This is a genomic window from Pseudomonas putida (assembly GCF_001976065.1).
Lineage (GTDB): Bacteria > Pseudomonadota > Gammaproteobacteria > Pseudomonadales > Pseudomonadaceae > Aquipseudomonas > Aquipseudomonas serbica.
The window spans coordinates 248,366-265,909 of record NZ_MNAH01000009.1 but is presented as its reverse complement, the minus strand read 5'-3'; the positions used below and the strand labels follow the sequence as shown (position 1 = coordinate 265,909).

The window sequence follows — 17,544 nt, the reverse complement described above, 5'->3', positions numbered from 1 at the left end:
TGATCAAACTCTTCAGTTCAAACATCTTTGGGTTTTGAGAAAACCCTAAACTTGGCTCAGCAATCGTTGGTTACATCTTTGATTTCTCGCGGAGTAACTTGTGATGCTGATAATCTGTTGACTAGCAGTCTGACTCCACAAGCACCCACACGAATTGCTTGATTCAGTTGTTAAAGAGCGGTTGGTTAAGATCTTTCGTCTCAACCGAGGCGCGCATTCTACAGCAGCCTCATTTGCTGTCAAGTGGTATTTTTCAGAAGTTTTCAAGGAATCCTTAACAACTTCAACCACTTGCGCTTCAGATCTCTCATCAGCGGGAGGCGAATTCTACAGCGTTACACGCTGCTGTCAACACCTCTTTTTCAACTCCCTGCCGGCTTCGATGAACTGAAGCAAGCCACTGTCAAAACTGCGTAACTCTTTGTTTACCAAGGAGTTTTCCGTTTCGACTGCGCCGGAAGTGGGGCGAATTATAGGCTTACAGAATCTGCCGTCAACCACTAATTAGGCCTTTTTGGCAGAAGAGCCCTTTTTAGCCACTAAACGCGGGATTCGCCGAGCAACCAGCGGCAACCTCATCATTAACAGCAACGCACCTATCGATGCATAGATAGCCCACTCCTTCAGATCGGCGCGCACTATCCAGAGCATATGCAGCAATCCGAGCACAAGAATCAAATAAGCCAGGCGATGCAGCTTCTTCCAGCGGGCTCCCAACCGCCGCTGACTGTATCGATTGGACGTGCACGCCAACGCCAGCAAACACAAGAAACCCAAGGCCCCAACAATGATATACGGACGTTTGCGCAACTCGACACCAAGCTGCGACCAGTCGAAGCCAAGGATAAATGCCAGATAAGCGCTCAAATGCAGGACCACATAAGCAAAACACCACAGCCCCAGTTGCCGCCGGACGGCAACCCACCCCGCCCAACCGGTGAGCTTTTGCAGCGGCGTCATGCTCAATGTGATGAGCAACAGTACAAGCGTCCCCAACCCCAACCGGTCTACCAACACCTTGCCAGGGTCAGGACCCAGTACAGCCTGCCAGGCCTGGTACAACCAAAGCAGCGGCCACACCATCGCAGAAACGAAAACCCCTGTACGCCAGAGCGGATATCGCATCAATAGTTCTTCCGCAGATCGAGCCCTGCATATAAAGAAGCGACTTCATCCGCATAGCCATTGAACATCAACGTGTCACGCACATTCGGCTTGAACAGGCCACTCGGCAATCGGCGCTCGCGGGCCTGGGTCCAGCGCGGGTGATCAACCTCAGGGTTCACGTTTGCGTAGAAGCCGTACTCATCCGAGGCAATACTCTGCCAGGTGGTTTTTGGCTGCTCACTCACCAGGCTTATCCGCACAATGGACTTGATGCTTTTAAACCCGTACTTCCATGGCACCACCAAACGCAGGGGCGCCCCGTTCTGATTTGGCAACTCACGCCCATACATCCCCACCGCCAGTATTGCCAGCGGATTCATTGCCTCGTCCAATCGCAGCCCTTCTACATAAGGCCAGTCGATCAAGGCAAACCCTGACCGTTGCCCTGGCATGCTCTTGGGATCTTGAAGGGTCTCAAAACGAATAAACCTGGCTTTTGACGTGGGCTCTACCTGGTTGAGCAACGCCGAAATGGGAAAGCCTATCCATGGAATCACCATCGACCATGCCTCCACGCAACGCAGACGGTAGATGCGTTCCTCCAGCTGATAAGGCTTCATGAAGTCTTCCAGTGCATACCGCCCCGGCTTGCCCACCTCCCCGTCCACGACCACGCTCCAGGGTTCGGTCTTCAGCGCACCGGCATTGGCAGCCGGGTCCCCCTTGTCGGCACCGAACTCATAAAAGTTGTTGTAGTGCGTTGCGTCTTTGAACGGTGTGATCGCTTCATCCTTCACGCTGACGGCTCCCCACCGGGTGGCAGGAAGCTTTTCGTCAAACCAGGAAGGTGCCTTGCCAGGCTCGACATCAGGGTAACGCGCCGCTTCAGCGGCCACAGCCCATCGAGGCAGGCTGTTCACAGCCAATCCGGCCACGGCAGCGCCCAATACATGGCGCCTGGAAAGATAGAAGGGTTCAGGCGTGACGTCCGACTCATGGCAGTCGGACGCTTTTGGGACTTTGATCAGCATGGCTACTCCGTAGCATTGGAGAACAGACGCACCAACGTACTGCGGAGTATGAGGGAAATTACATCACTCGGCGCTTTTGCGCCGACGAAGATGTAACAGGTATTGCACCGGCCCGGAGGCTGCGTAACCGAGGAAAACCAGGAGCAGGATACGCGGCGGATCACTGAACACGACGGCAAACACCAACACCACGGCCAGGATCGCCACGAAAGGTACGCGCCCTTTCAGGTCCAGCTCCTTGAAGCTGTTGTACTTGATGTTGCTGACCATCAGCATGCCGGCCGCCGCTACCATCAGAGCAACCAGGAAGGACATCTTGGAACCCTGGATGCCGTAATCGCTGAACGCCCACACAATCCCCGCCACCACCCCGGCGGCGGCCGGGCTGGCCAGGCCGATGAAATAGCGCTTGTCGGCGGTACCGACCTGGGTATTGAAACGCGCCAGGCGCAACGCCGCGCCCGCTACATAGATGAAGGCGACCATCCAGCCGACCTTGCCCATGTCGCCCAGGGCCCAGCCAAAGGCGAGCAATGCCGGCGCCACGCCAAAGGCGACCATGTCCGACAGCGAGTCGTACTCGGCACCAAAGGCACTCTGGGTATTGGTCATGCGGGCAACACGGCCGTCGAGGCCGTCGAGTACCATGGCCACGAAAATCGCAATGGCGGCAAACGCGAAGTACTTGCTCGCACCGATCGAGTCACCAGCGCTCAAGGCAGCCTGTGCACTCATCGAGTTGATGATGGAATAGAAACCTGCGAACAGGTTCGCAGTGGTAAACAGATTCGGCAGAAGATAGATACCACGATGCCGGACTTTACGGCCTTCAGCATCATGCCCTTCTTCGACATGCTCATCGATGGGCAGCAGGCTTTCGGCGTCAGAGGCCTGGTTTGGCTCTTCGGGACGTTCGCTCATGGACATTACCTTGCAACAGGGTGGAAAGTTTCGACAGGTGTCTGGGACGACGGTTCGACCGCAAACGATGCAGCTTTATACCAGAACCGGTCACCCAAACGAAAAAACGCGGCCTAAGCCGCGTTTTTCGTACAAGCGCTCGACTTAGTTTTTGGCTTTGTCGACGATCTTGTTGGCACCGATCCACGGCATCATGGAGCGCAGTTGCTCGCCGATGACTTCGATACCGTGCGCGGCGTTGTTACGACGCTTGGCGGTCATCGAAGGATAGCCGGTAGCGCCTTCGCTGATGAACATCTTGGCGTATTCGCCGTCCTGAATACGTTTCAGGGCGTTGCGCATCGCCTGACGGGACTCGGCGTTGATGACTTCCGGACCGGTCACGTACTCGCCGTATTCGGCGTTGTTGGAGATCGAGTAGTTCATGTTGGCGATACCGCCTTCGTACATGAGGTCAACGATCAGCTTCAGTTCGTGCAGGCACTCGAAGTAGGCCATTTCCGGCGCGTAGCCAGCTTCAACCAGCGTTTCGAAACCGGCCTTGACCAGTTCAACGGTACCGCCGCACAGAACGGCTTGTTCGCCGAACAGGTCGGTTTCAGTCTCGTCCTTGAAGGTGGTTTCGATGATGCCGGTACGACCGCCACCCACGCCAGCTGCGTAGGACAGTGCCACGTTTTTAGCGTTGCCCGAAGCGTCCTGGTAGATAGCGATCAGGTCAGGGATGCCGCCGCCTTTCACGAACTCGGAACGTACGGTGTGGCCTGGAGCCTTCGGTGCGATCATGATCACGTCGAGGTCAGCGCGCGGAACAACCTGGTTGTAGTGGATCGCGAAGCCGTGGGAGAAGGCCAGGGTGGCGCCTTTCTTGATGTTCGGCTCGATTTCGTTCTTGTACAGGGAAGACTGGAACTCGTCCGGGGTCAGGATCATGACCAGGTCGGCAGCAGCAACAGCGGAAGCAACGTCAGTCACTTTCAAGCCGTGGGCTTCAGCCTTGGCAACAGTGGCCGAGCCTTTGCGCAGGCCAACAGTCACGTCAACGCCGGAGTCTTTCAGGTTGCACGCTTGAGCGTGGCCCTGGGAACCGTAACCGATGATGGCAACTTTCTTGCCCTGGATGATCGACAGGTCGCAGTCTTTATCGTAGAAAACTTTCATGAATTTCCCCTCTATCAGGCCGTTCAGGCCATTCGCTAATTTGGTTTAGATGCTGAGTACTTTGTCGCCGCGGGCGATACCGGTGACGCCACTGCGGACGGTCTCCAGGATCGAGGCGGTGCCAATGGACTGGATGAAGCTGTCGAGCTTGTCGCTGGTACCGGTCAATTGAACGGTATATACGCTGGCACTGACATCGACGATCTGTCCACGGTAAATATCGGTGGTGCGCTTGATCTCGGCGCGCTGGGCGCCGGTGGCCTTGACCTTGACCAGCATCAGTTCGCGCTCGATGTGAGCACTTTCCGACAGGTCGACCAGTTTGACCACTTCGATCAGCTTGTTCAGGTTCTTGGTGATCTGCTCGATGACTTCATCGTGACCAACAGTGGTCAGCGTCAGACGCGACAGGGTCGGGTCTTCGGTTGGCGCCACGGTCAGGCTTTCAATGTTGTAGTTGCGCTGCGAGAACAGGCCGACTACACGAGACAAAGCGCCAGGTTCGTTTTCCAGAAGCAAGGAAATAATGTGCCGCATGATTAAGTACGCTCCGTCTTGCTCAGCCACATATCGCGCATGGAGCCGTCTTTGATCTGCATCGGGTAGACGTGCTCGCTGGTGTCGACCGAAATATCGATCACCACCAGGCGATCTTTCATGGCGAACGCCTCTTCCATCTTCGACTTCAAATCTTTCGAATCGGTGATGCGCACGCCAACGTGGCCGTAGGCCTCTGCCAGCTTGACGAAATCAGGCAGCGATTCCATGTAGGAATGAGAATGGCGGCTGCCGTAGCTCATGTCCTGCCATTGGCGAACCATGCCCAGTACACCGTTGTTCAGGATGACGATTTTTACCGGCAAACCGTATTGCAGGCAGGTCGACAATTCCTGAATGTTCATCTGGATGCTGCCCTCGCCCGTTACGCAGGCGACGTCGTCATCCGGAAAGCTCAACTTGATGCCCATGGCTGCTGGGAAACCGAAGCCCATGGTGCCCAAGCCACCGGAGTTGATCCAGCGGTTCGGCTTGTTGAACTTGTAGTATTGCGCCGCGAACATCTGATGCTGGCCCACGTCGGAAGCAACAAAAGCATCGCCCTTGGTCACTTCGCACAGGGTTTCGATCACGGCTTGCGGCTTGATCACACTGCCGTCGCCCTTGTCATAAGGGAACAGGCCGCGGTCGCCGCGCCACTCGTCAATCTGCTTCCACCAGCTGGCAACGGACTCCTTGTTCGGGGTCTCGCCGATTTCCTTGAGGATCGCGACCATTTCGGTCAGGACGCTCTCGACCGGACCCACGATAGGCACATCGGCCTTGATGGTCTTGGAGATCGAAGCCGGATCGATGTCGATGTGAATGATCTTGGCGTTCGGGCAGAACTTCGATGCGCCGTTGATGACGCGGTCGTCGAAACGTGCGCCGACGGCCAGGATCACGTCAGCATGGTGCATCGCCAGGTTGGCGGTGTAGCTGCCGTGCATGCCCAGCATGCCGATGAACTGACGGTCGGTGCCAGGGTAGCCACCCAGGCCCATCAGGGTGTTGGTCACTGGCAGGTTGAGCATTTTCGCCAACTCGGTGAGCGGCGCGGAGCCACCCCCCAGGATGACGCCACCGCCCGAATACAGCACAGGACGCTTGGCCGCCAGGAGCATTTCTGCCGCCTTGCGGATTTGTCCCGAGTGGCCGCGTACGGCCGGGCTGTAGGAGCGCAGCTTGGCTTTTTTCGGGAAGACGTATTCGAACTTCTCGGCCGGGTTGGTCATGTCTTTCGGGATATCGACAACGACAGGACCAGGACGACCGGATTGCGCCAGGTAGAAGGCTTTCTTCATGACTTCCGGGATTTCCGACGCGTGCTTGATCATGAAGCTGTGTTTCACGATCGGCCGGGAGATACCGATCATGTCGGTTTCCTGGAAGGCGTCGGTACCGACCATGGTGCTCGGCACCTGGCCGGAAATCACCACCATCGGAATGGAGTCCATGTAGGCCGTGGCGATACCGGTGATAGCGTTGGTTGCGCCCGGGCCGGAGGTCACCAGTACCACGCCGGCTTTACCGGTGGCACGGGCGTAGCCGTCAGCCATATGAGTCGCAGCCTGCTCATGACGAACCAGGATGTGGGTCACTTCCGGCTCTTTGAACAGGGCATCGTAGACATGAAGAAGAGCACCACCCGGGTACCCGTAGATATATTTGACGCCTTCGTCACGCAAAAAGCGGACGAGCATCTCACCGCCAGATAAAAGCTCCACGTTGTTCACCTCTAAAACGCCAGAATACCGCCCACAAAAGGACGGGTCTTAATAGGTTTACTTCTCAGCAGAGCATGAGCGACGGTGGTCGCCGACTACGTCAGCACTGACTGAGCAAGTATTGGGATCGTCCCAAGTGTTGCGGGCCTTTCCCACCCAGCGCGAGGTAACGCGTTGCGGGTGTAACAGGTCGGCGCGGATGTGCGCCTCATGATCTGCCGAGTGGGTCTGCTTCTGGCAGTCCCTCTACAGCGGACTTTGGATTCTTCTGTTTCGTCCCCTGCAAGTCAAGTCGTCTATGAGGTTTATTCTACTAACCACATGAGAACGCAAGAAAAAACCTGTAAACCCCCAGTGTGTTAGCTTCAATTGCGCAACTTTTGACTAGGAATTGGCATGCGTACGCACTTCTTCATCGCCGGCCTGATGGCCATCCTCAGCCCGCTGTCCATGGCCGCGCAGATTTATCAGTGGGTCGACGCCCAGGGCGTTACCCATTTCGATGCGCAACCACCCAGGGATCAGCCATCCACGACCATCGTCACGCCCGCCTCCCCCTCTGGCAAACCTGGCAACGCCGCGCACAGCGGCGCCATTGGCGACCAGCAGGCCATCGACAAGTCGGTGAAGCAGCAGGTGGCCGAGCAACAGAATCAGTTGAAGGTTTTTTGCGAACAGGCACGAACGAACCTGGCGCAGTTGCAGAATAATCCGCGCTTGAGGGAGGAAGTGGATGGTCAGATGCGGCGCCTGGATGACTCCCAACGCCAGGAACGCATCGGTGAAACGCAGAAACAGATTGCGAATAACTGCCGACGATGAGGGCACAACATTCAATGGATCCGTTGAATGTTACACCGCCATCGTGAGCAAGCTTGCCCCTATTAGGGGGCCGGCGTTCAGCGGGAGGCGGTAATCAGTTGATCGAACTCTTTGAGCAACACCTGCAGCTGACGATCCCTGCCCTGGACATTGCGCCCGGCAAAGACCATTTCTGCCATCTCCTGGATACCCGATGCGTTCGGCAATGGCAGATCCTGTTCGAGGATCATCTTCATGCGCGGCAGGAAGATCCATTGCAGCCACTGCTCGAAGTCCAGCGTATCGACCGAAAATGGCTCGACACTGGACAGCGCTTCAGCGGATGGCGGGACCTCGTCCCACCACCCTTGCACTCGCAACTCACGTTCGATCAACAGCAGCTGATCGGCGATTTGAAGAAAGCGTGCATCCATCACGAAGTAACCTTGGCTTTTTGACGAGCCAGTGCCGCGCCCGCGGAATCACCCTGCTTCTCACGCGCCTGGGCGATCAGCTCCCACAGGCTGGCTTGAAGTGCCGGCCGCCCGTTGGCGAAGGTCAGGCCACGGCGGGCAAATTGCTCGGCTTGCGGCGCATCGCCTTGAGCCATGCGAACTTGTGCCAGGCGATAAAGCACTTGCGGCTCACGCGGGGCCACACGCTGGGCGCGTTCAAGGCTGGAAGAGGCGCCATTGAGATCACCGCTGGACTGTTGCTGCTGAGCGGTGGTCAACAGGGCCAGTACCGGACCGTCCAGTTGCTCGTCGGCGGACAGGCCACCGGAACTGGCAGACGGAATCCCGCTCGGCGTCGAAGGCATGCTGTAGCTGCCCTGATTGACCGGCGCGGACTGAACCGGCGACGTGTCGATCGGCCCCGGGGTAATCGGACCCGGAGTGATAGGGCTGGTGCTGATCGGTGCCGACGTTACCGCACCACCGCCTGGCACCATCACGACTACACCGGTATCACCTTGTGGAATCGCCTGGGTCTGGGATTGCACAGGACGCTGTACCGTCGTCTGACGGTATCCGCCGTTCGCCGAAACGCGCTCGCTATTGGAAACCTTGGTGCCGGAGTCCACCACCGGAATCGAGCCGCGCTGGACCGTGGAGCAACCGCTGAGCAAAGCCACGGCGGTAACCGCTGGAATCAACCACTTGTTCACTTGAAACCCTCTTTGCTTAATTCATCCAGCCCTTGACCCAATCCATCACCGTTTCGCCGGAAGGGCTTTCGCCACCGCAAGCGGCACCGGGAGGCGGTTCGCTGCCGCGAATATACGGCATCTGCACGGCACCCGGGCAACCGGCGTCGGAACCTTGACCGGTTCGCGAGTCGACCCAGGCCTGAACGATATTATCCGGCTGCGGCATGTCCAGCGGCAACGGGTCGGCCTTGCGCATGAAGCTGGTCCAGACCTGCAATGCACCGGTGGCACCGGTGAACGGTGTCTTGCCGTTATCGTCGCGCCCCAGCCAGACCACCGCCAACAGGTCCTGACTGAACCCGGCGAACCAGCTGTCTCGCGAATCGTTACTGGTGCCGGTCTTGCCCGCCAGGTTCAAGGTCTTTGGTAACACGTTGTAAACCGAGCTGCCGGTACCCTCACGCATGACGCGCTGCATGGCACTCTGGATCAGGTAGATCGACGCCGGGTCGAAACGCTGCTGGATCTGGAACGGATAGCGCTTGAGCGGCTCGCCTTCGGCCGTCAATACGCTACGAATCCCACGCATTGGCGTATTGAAACCACCGTTGGCGAGCGTCTGGTACATGGTCGCCACTTCGATCGGGGTCATGCCGCCAGCGCCCAGCAACATCGACGGGAAGGCCGGGAACTCACGGCTGACACCCAGGCGTCCAACTGTCTTGAGCACGTTCGGCACGCCTACGGCCAGACCCAGGCGCGCCGTCGACAGGTTATAGGAATGCGCCAGCCCTTGATAAAGGAACACCGTGCCATGGGAACGGCGGTCATAGTTCTGCGGTTTCCACACCTGGCCGTCCGCGCCCTTGACCGAGAAAGACTCGTCTGACAGCCAACTGGTCAATGTGTACTGGCTCGGTTTTTCCAGCGCCGTCAGATACACCGCCGGCTTGATCAACGAGCCGATCGGTCGTACCGCGTCCAGTGCCCGGTTGAAACCGGCAAAGCTGGCCTGGCGACTGCCGATCATCGCCTGCACCTCGCCGGTTTCCGGGTTGGTCACGACCATGGCGGCCTCGACATCATCCGAACCCTTGCGACCGGACAGGCGCTTGAACGTGTCGTTGACCGAGGCCTCGGCTTTCATCTGCAGGATCGGATCGAAACTGGTAAAGATCCGCAGCCCCTCTTCGGTCAAGTCTTCGTCGCGGTAGTCTTCGCGCAACTGGCGCTTGACCAGATCAAGGAAGCCGGGGAACGAGCTGTCCGCCAGGCTGCCGCGCTTGGTCACGCCCAGCGGCATTTTCTTCGCTGCCTCGACCTGCTCGGCCGTGGCCACGCCCTGCTCCTGCAGCACATCGAGCACCAGGTTACGCCGTTCCAGTGCCCGCTCCGGATACCGGCGCGGGTTGTAGGAGGAAGGCCCCTTGACCATGCCCACCAGCAAGGCCACCTGATGCAGCTTGAGCTCGGCCAGTGGCTGACTGAAGAAGAACTGGCTGGCCAACCCGAAACCGTGCACCGCGCGCTGACCATCCTGGCCGACAAACACTTCGTTGAGGTAGGCCTCGAGGATCTCACGCTTGTCGTAGTGCAGTTCGAGCAGCAGCGCCATCATCGCTTCGGTCAGCTTGCGGCTCAGGCTACGCTCGTTGGTCAGGTAGAAGTTCTTGACCAGCTGTTGAGTCAGGGTACTACCGCCCTGGCGCATGCGGCCCGACGAACCGTTGACCCAGATCGCCCGGGCAATCGACTTCGGCGAGACGCCGAAGTGGTGATAGAAATCACGGTCCTCGACAGCGACCAACGTGTCGAGCAGATACGGCGGCACCTGGTCGATCTTGATCAGGATCCGGTCTTCGAGGTTTTTCGGGTACAGGCCGCCGATCAGCAGCGGCTCCAGGCGCACTACCGACAGCTTCGCGCCCTTGGTCGACGATAGTTCGGCCACATAGTCACCCGAGAAGCGCACACGCACGGGTTGCGCCTGCTCCATGCCCTCATAGAACTGGAAGCCACGGGTATTCAGATCGACGGTATTGCCGTTGACCGAAGCCGCGCCCGGACCATTGGCCACGCTTTCACGGCGATAGCCCAAGGCATCGAGTTCGGTGAGAAAATCGTCCCTGCTCAGCTTTTGTCCGACGAACAGCTCGAGCGGACGCGCGTAGACCTTGGCCGGAATGGTCCAGCGCTTGCCGGAGAACTTCTCCTGCACGATGGCATCGAGGTAAACGGCGAACCCGGCCAGCACCACAAGGCCGACCAGACTGAGTTTAAGGGCCCAGCCCATCCAGGGCCGCAGGCCTTTGGAGGGTGGTTTCTTTGGGGTACGGGGGGATCGAGTACGAGTCATGGCGGCGGATTATACGCACTTTATTCATACTCAACAGGAGGCCCGCGAGTTTGCGTTAGGCTGGCTAGACGCCATAATGACGACCTGAATTTTTTCCGACTCTTAAGGATCGCCTGTGAGCCAGTCCCTGATCGCCGCCCTGCAAAATCCGGCCCTCTACCCGCATCCTGTAGATGGATTCAAGGTCATCGAGACCCACATTTCCTGGGTCGTGCTTACCGGCCCCTTTGCATATAAAGTGAAGAAGCCGATGAACTTCGGCTTCCTCGACTTCACCACCCTTGAGGCTCGCGGGCATTTCTGCGCCGAAGAGCTGCGCCTGAACCAGCGCCTGACCCAGGATCTTTACCTCGAAGTGTTGCCGATCACCGGTAGCGCCGAAGCGCCGCAACTGGGCGGTGAGGGCCCGGTCATCGAGTACGCGCTGAAAATGCGCCAGTTTGGGCAGGACGGATTGCTCAGCACACTGCAAGCCAACGGCGAATTGACGCCTGCGCACATCGACCAGTTGGCTGACCAGATCGCCCGTTTCCACCTTGACGCACCACGAGTGCCGGCAGAGCACGAAGCCGGGACCCCGGACAGTGTCATGGCACCGGTGCGACAAAACTTCGAGCAGATTCGCCCCTTCCTCAGCGACAAGGCCGACCTGCTGCAGCTGGATGCGTTGCTGGCCTGGGCCGAAAGCAGCTTCGAACGCCTCAAGCCACTGTTCGCCCAACGCAAGGCCGAAGGGTTTATTCGCGAATGCCACGGTGACATCCACTTGGGCAACGCAACAGTGATCGACGGCCGTGTCGTGATCTTCGACTGCATCGAATTCAACGAACCGTTCCGCTTCACCGACGTATACGCCGACACCGCCTTCCTGGCGATGGACCTGGAAGACCGCGGCCTGAAGTGCCTGGCCCGTCGATTCATCAGCCAATACCTTGAGCTGACCGGCGATTACCAGGGCCTGGAGCTGCTGAACTTCTATAAAGCCTACCGCGCACTGGTTCGCGCCAAGGTCAGCCTGTTCAGCATGCCGGCCGAGGCGACCCCGGTACAGCGCGCCACGACACTGCGCCAATACCGCAACTACGCCAACCTGGCGGAAAGCTACAGCACCATCCCTTCGCGCTTCATGGCCATCACCCACGGTGTTTCCGCCGTTGGCAAAAGCCACGTAGCCATGCGCCTGGTGGAAGCCCTGGGAGCCATTCGCCTGCGCTCCGACGTGGAACGCAAACGCCTGTTCGGCGAGCAAACCGTCACCAACGACCTGCAGGCCGGCATTTACAGTGCTGATGCCAGCGCGGCAACCTACCAGCGCCTGCACGAAATTGCCGCGGTGATCCTGCACGCCGGGTTCCCGGTGGTGGTCGATGCCACTTACCTCAAGCATTCGCAGCGCGACAGCGCGGCGAAAGTGGCCGAGGCCACCGGCGCGCCGTTCCTGATCCTTGACTGCAATGCCCCGCAAGCGGTGATCGAGAGCTGGCTGGCCCTGCGCCAGGCCGACAAGAAGGATCCATCCGACGCCACTCTGGCCGTGATCGAAGCCCAGCAAGCCAGCCGCGAGGCATTGACGCCCGCAGAAATACTCTGCAGCAAACGCGTGCAGACCAACGAAAGCGGAACCCTTGACACAGTAGTGGAACAGATTCGCCAGCGCCTGCCCGGACTATAAGGAAGCATTTCAGCCGTGGAGCCTGCTCCGGCTTCACGGCTGTCAAATAGTGGCACTATACTGGCGTCATAAATCCAACAGGTGACACGCCATGAGCCAGCCGAAACTGCTCGATACCCCGCTTTATGCCTTGCTGCACAAAGACGACATCGCTGGCTTCAACAAAGAGCGCCCCGAGCAAGGACCTATCGACATGGTCGGTGGTGATTTTCGCGGGTTGGACCTGCGCGAGTTGAATGCCGACGGCATCGACTTCACAGACGCCTACTTTCGCTCAGCCGATTTGCGCGGCATTGATTTTCGCAACTCTTCGCTTGAAGGTGCGAGCCTCGCCCACGCTCAGATATCCGGCGCCTACTTTCCGGCGGAGCTGAGCGCCGATGAAATCCTGATGTCGATGAACTTCGGTACGCGCCTGCGTTATCGCACCCGCTGAGCACCCGTCTAAATTGACAAGTCCAGCGCCCTCGCCTCGCGCTTGACTACGGGCTTTTTCGCGCTGAAATTCGCATTTTTAATGGCTATACCCTTCCTTATCGGCGCTTTTCGAAGCACCCGTGCCTGCCGCCGCTTAGAAGCATTTGCGTCAAAAACGAGCAAAGAATCACGCTTTTCCTACTGATGGCTACACTCCTCAGAAGCTTGCCCACGCACCATTCGGCCATCGCAAGGAGGCTTGATGAATGATGAACTGCAACACCTGAAAAATCTTGGCAAGACGTCGGCGCAGTGGCTGCATGCCGTGGGCATCCACAGCGCCTCGGACTTGCGTCGCCTGGGGGCGGTGGATGCTTATCGGGCCGTGCGCACGCGCGGGTTTCGGGCGTCCAAGGTGTTGTTGTACGCGATCGAAGGCGCGCTGATGGACGTGCACTGGAACGACATTCCCGCCGAACGCAAGGAAGCCCTGAACAAACAACTCGAAGCCATCTCGTCCCGCCACAAGAATTGAACGAGTACCGCTCGCCATGTACTTACTTGGGGAACAACCGGCTTACGCCGAAACACTGATCAATCGACTGCAAAACATTCCCGCCCGACTGCTGCAGGGTTTGGCACCGAGTGGGCCCGCCATCGAGTTTCCCGCCATCGACGACCTCGCTGCCGCGCTGCCCAGCGACCAACTGTACATGCTGGATATCGGCCGGCTGCACGGCTGTATCGATGATCGCGCACTGTTCTACCTGCGCCAGGGCGACCTGATCGGCCTGCGTCAGGACGCTGGCCTGCCGCGCTGTCGCTTGTGCAGCAAGACGCCCCTGGCGCTGACGCCCTACCTTCGATCCCAGGTGTTCCAGCATATCTATGCCGACCCGGCCCGCTCGGAGCTGTTCCTGCAGTACATGGCGGGCCACACCGCCCTGCTGTCCGATGCCGTGGCACGACTCAAGCAGCCAGAGTTTCGCGCCACCAACGGCTTCCAGCGAGTCGCCAGCGGCGAAACGCTGATCCGTCAGGGCGATGAGGCGGACCACGTATTCGTGATCATTGAGGGTCACGCCGAAGCGTTCGTCGATGGATTCAAAGTGGGCGACGTGCCCAAGGACGAGATTTTCGGCGCCATGGCGGTGTTTACCGGCGAGAAACGCAATACCACGGTCATCACCGCCGAACCGAGCACCATCATGCGCATACCCAAGGATCAGTTTTTGAGCCTCACCCAGAGCAATCCGAAGATTGCCGGCAGCCTGATCGAGAGCATGGCCCGCAGAATCGACTTGCTGAATAAACAGGTAACACAACTGATGGCATTAAAAACGACAGGCAGAACCCAGTAAATACAAGGAATTGGAACGAGCGTGCGACACGAATCAAACAAATGGAAAATCACCTGTTGACTTGGTAATGAGAATCGATATGATTATCACAACTGGTCGCGAGACTGGTCGATTTTCTGGAAAGCCCTTGGTTCGGACTCTCAGATTATCTCCTCATCAGGCTAATCACGGTTATTTGACCCGGCTCTTGCCGGGTCTTTTTTTGCCTGTGCAAAAGTCATCCGGCGCTGCGCCAAGTATCCTGAGCACCTGAGTACTGCTCGCACCGGGCAAGGGCGTCATTTGAGGACCAGCATGAAATTTTTGTGTACCGGCATTGAACTGGCCGAGGCCAGCAGCCGCGGTTTCGACATCGACGGCCAGAAGCTTTTCGCCGTGCGCCGGCGCGGCCAGGTCTATGTCTACATCAACCGTTGCCCGCACCGAGGGGTCGGCCTGGAATGGAACCCTGACCAGTTCCTGGATCCCAGCAACAGCCTGATCCAGTGTGCGACCCATGGCGCCCTGTTCCTGATCGAGGACGGCGAATGTGTCGCCGGCCCGTGCGCGGGGCAATCGCTGAGCCGTGTCGATAGCCGCGAGGACGCCCAGGGAATCTGGATCAGCCTCTAGCCCCCGAGCAACACGTCCAGGCGCCGGTCCACCACCATCTCTTCATGGCTCAGGCTTACGCCGTAGGCCAGCACTTCCACTCCGCACGCCACGGCCTCGCGCAAGGCCTGGGCGTAGGCCGGATCGATTTCTTCAGCCGGACGCACGGCTTCGATGCCAGTGAGATTGACGCAATACAATTGCACCGCGCGAATCCCGTCCCGGGCCAGATGCGCCAATTCGCGCAAATGCTTGGCCCCACGCTGGGTCACCGCGTCGGGAAACGCCGCCACGAGCGTGCCGTCATAGCCCAGCGTGACACTTTTGACTTCCACGTACGCTGGCCCGCCCGGGTAATCGAGGCGAAAATCGATGCGACTGCTTTCCTGACCGTAAGCCACTTCGCGCTTAAGCTCGGTGAAGCCGTTCAACTCGCTGATGACGCCCGCCCGCAGCGCCTCTTCCACCAGGCCATTGGCCCGTCCGGTATTCACGCAGAACAAGCGCCCGTGCGGGGTCTCGCCGACTTCCCAAGTGCCGGGCAACTTGCGCTTGGGATCATTGGAGCGACTGAACCACACTTGCCCGCCTTCCACCTGGCAATTGAGCATCGAGCCCGTGTTCGGGCAGTGAATGGTCAGTAATTCGCCATCGACGGTTTCGATGTCGGCGAGAAAACGCTTGTAACGGCGAATCAGCCGACCTTCTTCGAGAGGGGGATGAAAACGCATCAGCCTTGCCAGCTCCGCAGGCCACGACCGATACGCTCCACCGCTTCCTGTAAGCGTTCGAGGTTTTGGGTGTAGGCAAACCGTACGTGGTGCCCGGCTTGATAGCGGCCGAAGTCCAACCCCGGGGTAATCGCGACATGTTCGGTTTCGAGGAAATGACGGCAGAACGCGAAGGCATCGCCGCCGAACTTGCTGATATCGGCGTACAAGTAGAACGCACCTTCCGGTTCGACGGCGATACCGAAACCGAGCTCTCTCAGGGCCGGCAGCAGGAAATCCCGACGACGACCGAATTCGGCGCGACGCTCTTCCAGGATCGCAATGGTGGCCGGCTCAAAACAGGCCAACGCCGCATGCTGGGCCATGCTGGGCGCGCTGATGTAAAGATTTTGAGCGAGCTTTTCCAACTCACTCACCGCCGCGTCCGGCGCTACCAGCCAGCCCAGACGCCAACCGGTCATGCCGAAATACTTGGAAAAACTATTCAGGACAAAGGCGCTGTCGTCGACTTCCAGCACGCTGGCCGCATCGGTGCCATAAGTCAGGCCATGGTAGATCTCGTCCACCACCAAGTGACCATGGCGCTGCTTGATGGCCTGGGAGAGACCCGCCAGTTCGTCGCGAGTGAGGATCGTACCGGTCGGGTTGGCCGGGGATGCCACCAGCGCACCCACGCTGTCGTGATCCCAATGCCGGGCGATCAGATCCGGCGTCAGCTGATAACGCACGTCGGGCCCAACTGGGACAAGCTGCGCGGCGCCTTCCACCAGCCGCAGGAAATGCCGGTTGCACGGGTAACCCGGGTCGGCCAGCAGCCAGTGTTTGCCAGGATCGACCAGCAAGGCGCTGGCCAGCAGCAACGCACCAGACCCCCCAGGCGTGATAAGGATGCGGCGCGGGTCGATGTTCAAGCCATAACGCTGCTGATAAAAGCCCGAAATGGCCTCACGCAGCTCGGGAATGCCGCGGGCAGCGGTGTAACGCGTCTTGCCCCCTTCCAGCGCAGCCTGCCCGGCACGGATGATCGGCTCGGCGGTGGTGAAGTCCGGTTCGCCGATTTCCAGGTGGATCACATCATGACCGGCAGCCTGCAACTCATTGGCCCGCGCCAGCAGCGCCATGACATGGAAAGGTTCGATCGCGCGGCTGCGGGCACTGTAGGACTGAGCCATTGGCCTTCCTTCAACAGGGAAAAGAACCGATTCTACCCAAGCGCAGGAACGAGCGAGAACCTAAAGCGGTCAGAGGCCATATGACCCAGGCCACAAACGAGCTGAGCGAGTGCCCCAGGTTTGACTAAAATCATTAATTGAGCAGGACTCCAGAGCCACCAGGCAACGCTTTGCCATCATTTGCAAGCACCGCGGGCTGCGCCCTCGACATCCGGGAGTAGCGCGGTCTGATTTGATCTGGTAAGTTCGCCCGCTTGCAGCCGCAGGGCCGGCAGGTGCCGGTGATGGAGCAATCCTGCGCAGATGGATTACAAGAGTAGAGGCGGTCTATTTCATGTCCACCCAAGCAAAGCAACAAGCGAATCAGACGATCAGCGGCTTCGAGCCCTATGTTCAGAAAGCTGGCGAAGAGTACATGGGCGAGCCCATGCGCAAGCACTTCACCAAGGTTCTGAATCAGTGGAAAAAAGAGCTGATGGAAGGTGTCGACAAGACTGTGGACCACATGAAGGACGAAGCGGCCAACTTCCCGGACCCGGCAGACCGTGCCAGCCAGGAAGAAGAGTTCGCTCTCGAGCTTCGCGCCCGCGATCGTGAACGCAAGTTGATCAAGAAGATCGACAAGACGCTTCAGCTGATCGAAGACGAAGAGTACGGCTGGTGTGAGTCCTGCGGCATCGAGATCGGCGTCAAGCGCCTCGAGGCACGTCCTACCGCTGACTTGTGCATCGACTGCAAGACACTGGCAGAAATCAAGGAAAAGCAAGTCGGCAAATAATCGCGACTTGAACGAAGAACGGGGCGTGCGA

At 58.7% G+C, this 17,544-nt stretch carries 18 protein-coding genes; 7 read left to right on the top strand and 11 right to left on the bottom strand.

What is annotated here, in order from left to right; translation table 11 throughout:
* Positions 1 to 504: 504 nt before the first annotated feature.
* The 6 genes from msrQ to BKX96_RS26450 form a co-directional block, all read right to left on the bottom strand.
* Positions 505 to 1,125: a protein-methionine-sulfoxide reductase heme-binding subunit MsrQ gene (gene msrQ / locus BKX96_RS26475; protein WP_077185871.1), complete on the bottom strand. Its 621-nt coding sequence runs from the start codon at positions 1,123 to 1,125 to the stop codon at positions 505 to 507.
* Positions 1,125 to 2,138: a protein-methionine-sulfoxide reductase catalytic subunit MsrP gene (gene msrP / locus BKX96_RS26470; RefSeq protein WP_077185870.1), complete on the bottom strand. Its 1,014-nt coding sequence runs from the start codon at positions 2,136 to 2,138 to the stop codon at positions 1,125 to 1,127. Before msrP ends, msrQ begins: the two co-directional genes overlap by 1 nt.
* Positions 2,139 to 2,201: 63 nt before the next feature.
* Complete coding sequence (pssA, locus tag BKX96_RS26465; protein WP_077185869.1) at positions 2,202 to 3,059, bottom strand: CDP-diacylglycerol--serine O-phosphatidyltransferase; 858 nt, start codon at positions 3,057 to 3,059, stop codon at positions 2,202 to 2,204.
* 144 nt (positions 3,060 to 3,203) lie between these two features.
* On the bottom strand, positions 3,204 to 4,220 hold the full coding sequence (gene ilvC / locus BKX96_RS26460; RefSeq protein WP_007909969.1) for a ketol-acid reductoisomerase: 1,017 nt from the start codon (positions 4,218 to 4,220) through the stop codon (positions 3,204 to 3,206).
* Positions 4,221 to 4,265: 45 nt separating this feature from the next.
* Positions 4,266 to 4,757 carry an acetolactate synthase small subunit gene (ilvN, locus tag BKX96_RS26455; RefSeq protein WP_003176102.1) on the bottom strand — a complete coding sequence of 164 codons (492 nt, stop codon included), beginning with the start codon at positions 4,755 to 4,757 and terminating at the stop codon, positions 4,266 to 4,268.
* Between the two features lie 2 nt (positions 4,758 to 4,759).
* Positions 4,760 to 6,484, bottom strand: coding sequence for an acetolactate synthase 3 large subunit (locus BKX96_RS26450; RefSeq protein WP_020798578.1), 1,725 nt, complete (start codon positions 6,482 to 6,484; stop codon positions 4,760 to 4,762).
* Positions 6,485 to 6,880: 396 nt separating this feature from the next.
* On the opposite strand from BKX96_RS26450, the gene BKX96_RS26445 reads away from it, so the two are divergent.
* Entirely contained in the window at positions 6,881 to 7,306 is a 426-nt protein-coding gene (locus BKX96_RS26445) for a DUF4124 domain-containing protein (RefSeq protein WP_077185868.1), read from the top strand.
* A gap of 77 nt (positions 7,307 to 7,383) precedes the next feature.
* Here the strand turns inward: BKX96_RS26445 and BKX96_RS26440 are convergent, their stop codons facing one another.
* From BKX96_RS26440 to mrcB, 3 genes are read right to left on the bottom strand one after another with little or no spacing between them, the layout of a single operon-like run.
* A complete protein-coding gene (locus BKX96_RS26440) occupies positions 7,384 to 7,719 on the bottom strand; it encodes a YqcC family protein (protein WP_046815664.1) in 336 nt (111 codons plus the stop codon).
* Entirely contained in the window at positions 7,719 to 8,453 is a 735-nt protein-coding gene (locus BKX96_RS26435) for a tetratricopeptide repeat protein (RefSeq protein ID WP_046815665.1), read from the bottom strand. The genes BKX96_RS26440 and BKX96_RS26435 overlap by 1 nt, the downstream gene beginning before the upstream one ends.
* A gap of 16 nt (positions 8,454 to 8,469) precedes the next feature.
* Positions 8,470 to 10,791, bottom strand: a complete 2,322-nt coding sequence (gene mrcB, locus BKX96_RS26430; RefSeq protein ID WP_046815666.1) for a penicillin-binding protein 1B — start codon at positions 10,789 to 10,791, stop codon at positions 8,470 to 8,472.
* A 115-nt stretch (positions 10,792 to 10,906) separates the two neighbouring features.
* Between mrcB and BKX96_RS26425 the strand changes: the two genes are divergently transcribed.
* From BKX96_RS26425 to BKX96_RS26405, 5 genes are all read left to right on the top strand, one after another.
* Positions 10,907 to 12,463: a bifunctional aminoglycoside phosphotransferase/ATP-binding protein gene (locus BKX96_RS26425; protein ID WP_046815667.1), complete on the top strand. Its 1,557-nt coding sequence runs from the start codon at positions 10,907 to 10,909 to the stop codon at positions 12,461 to 12,463.
* A gap of 91 nt (positions 12,464 to 12,554) precedes the next feature.
* Entirely contained in the window at positions 12,555 to 12,899 is a 345-nt protein-coding gene (locus BKX96_RS26420) for a pentapeptide repeat-containing protein (RefSeq protein ID WP_046815668.1), read from the top strand.
* A 243-nt stretch (positions 12,900 to 13,142) separates the two neighbouring features.
* Complete coding sequence (locus BKX96_RS26415) at positions 13,143 to 13,415, top strand: TfoX/Sxy family protein (protein ID WP_007971093.1); 273 nt, start codon at positions 13,143 to 13,145, stop codon at positions 13,413 to 13,415.
* Positions 13,416 to 13,431: 16 nt separating this feature from the next.
* The gene (locus BKX96_RS26410; RefSeq protein WP_046815669.1) at positions 13,432 to 14,241 is read left to right on the top strand and encodes a Crp/Fnr family transcriptional regulator; all 810 of its coding nucleotides are present in this window, start codon (positions 13,432 to 13,434) and stop codon (positions 14,239 to 14,241) included.
* Between the two features lie 294 nt (positions 14,242 to 14,535).
* Positions 14,536 to 14,853 carry a Rieske (2Fe-2S) protein gene (locus BKX96_RS26405; RefSeq protein ID WP_077185867.1) on the top strand — a complete coding sequence of 106 codons (318 nt, stop codon included), beginning with the start codon at positions 14,536 to 14,538 and terminating at the stop codon, positions 14,851 to 14,853.
* On the opposite strand, the gene sfsA is transcribed toward BKX96_RS26405, so the two are convergent.
* On the bottom strand, positions 14,850 to 15,563 hold the full coding sequence (sfsA, locus tag BKX96_RS26400; RefSeq protein WP_046815671.1) for a DNA/RNA nuclease SfsA: 714 nt from the start codon (positions 15,561 to 15,563) through the stop codon (positions 14,850 to 14,852). The genes BKX96_RS26405 and sfsA overlap by 4 nt on opposite strands.
* The gene (locus BKX96_RS26395; RefSeq protein ID WP_046815672.1) at positions 15,563 to 16,735 is read right to left on the bottom strand and encodes a pyridoxal phosphate-dependent aminotransferase; all 1,173 of its coding nucleotides are present in this window, start codon (positions 16,733 to 16,735) and stop codon (positions 15,563 to 15,565) included. The genes sfsA and BKX96_RS26395 overlap by 1 nt, the downstream gene beginning before the upstream one ends.
* A 334-nt stretch (positions 16,736 to 17,069) precedes the next feature.
* On the opposite strand from BKX96_RS26395, the gene dksA reads away from it, so the two are divergent.
* The gene (dksA, locus tag BKX96_RS26390; RefSeq protein WP_046815673.1) at positions 17,070 to 17,513 is read left to right on the top strand and encodes an RNA polymerase-binding protein DksA; all 444 of its coding nucleotides are present in this window, start codon (positions 17,070 to 17,072) and stop codon (positions 17,511 to 17,513) included.
* Positions 17,514 to 17,544: the final 31 nt, after the last annotated feature.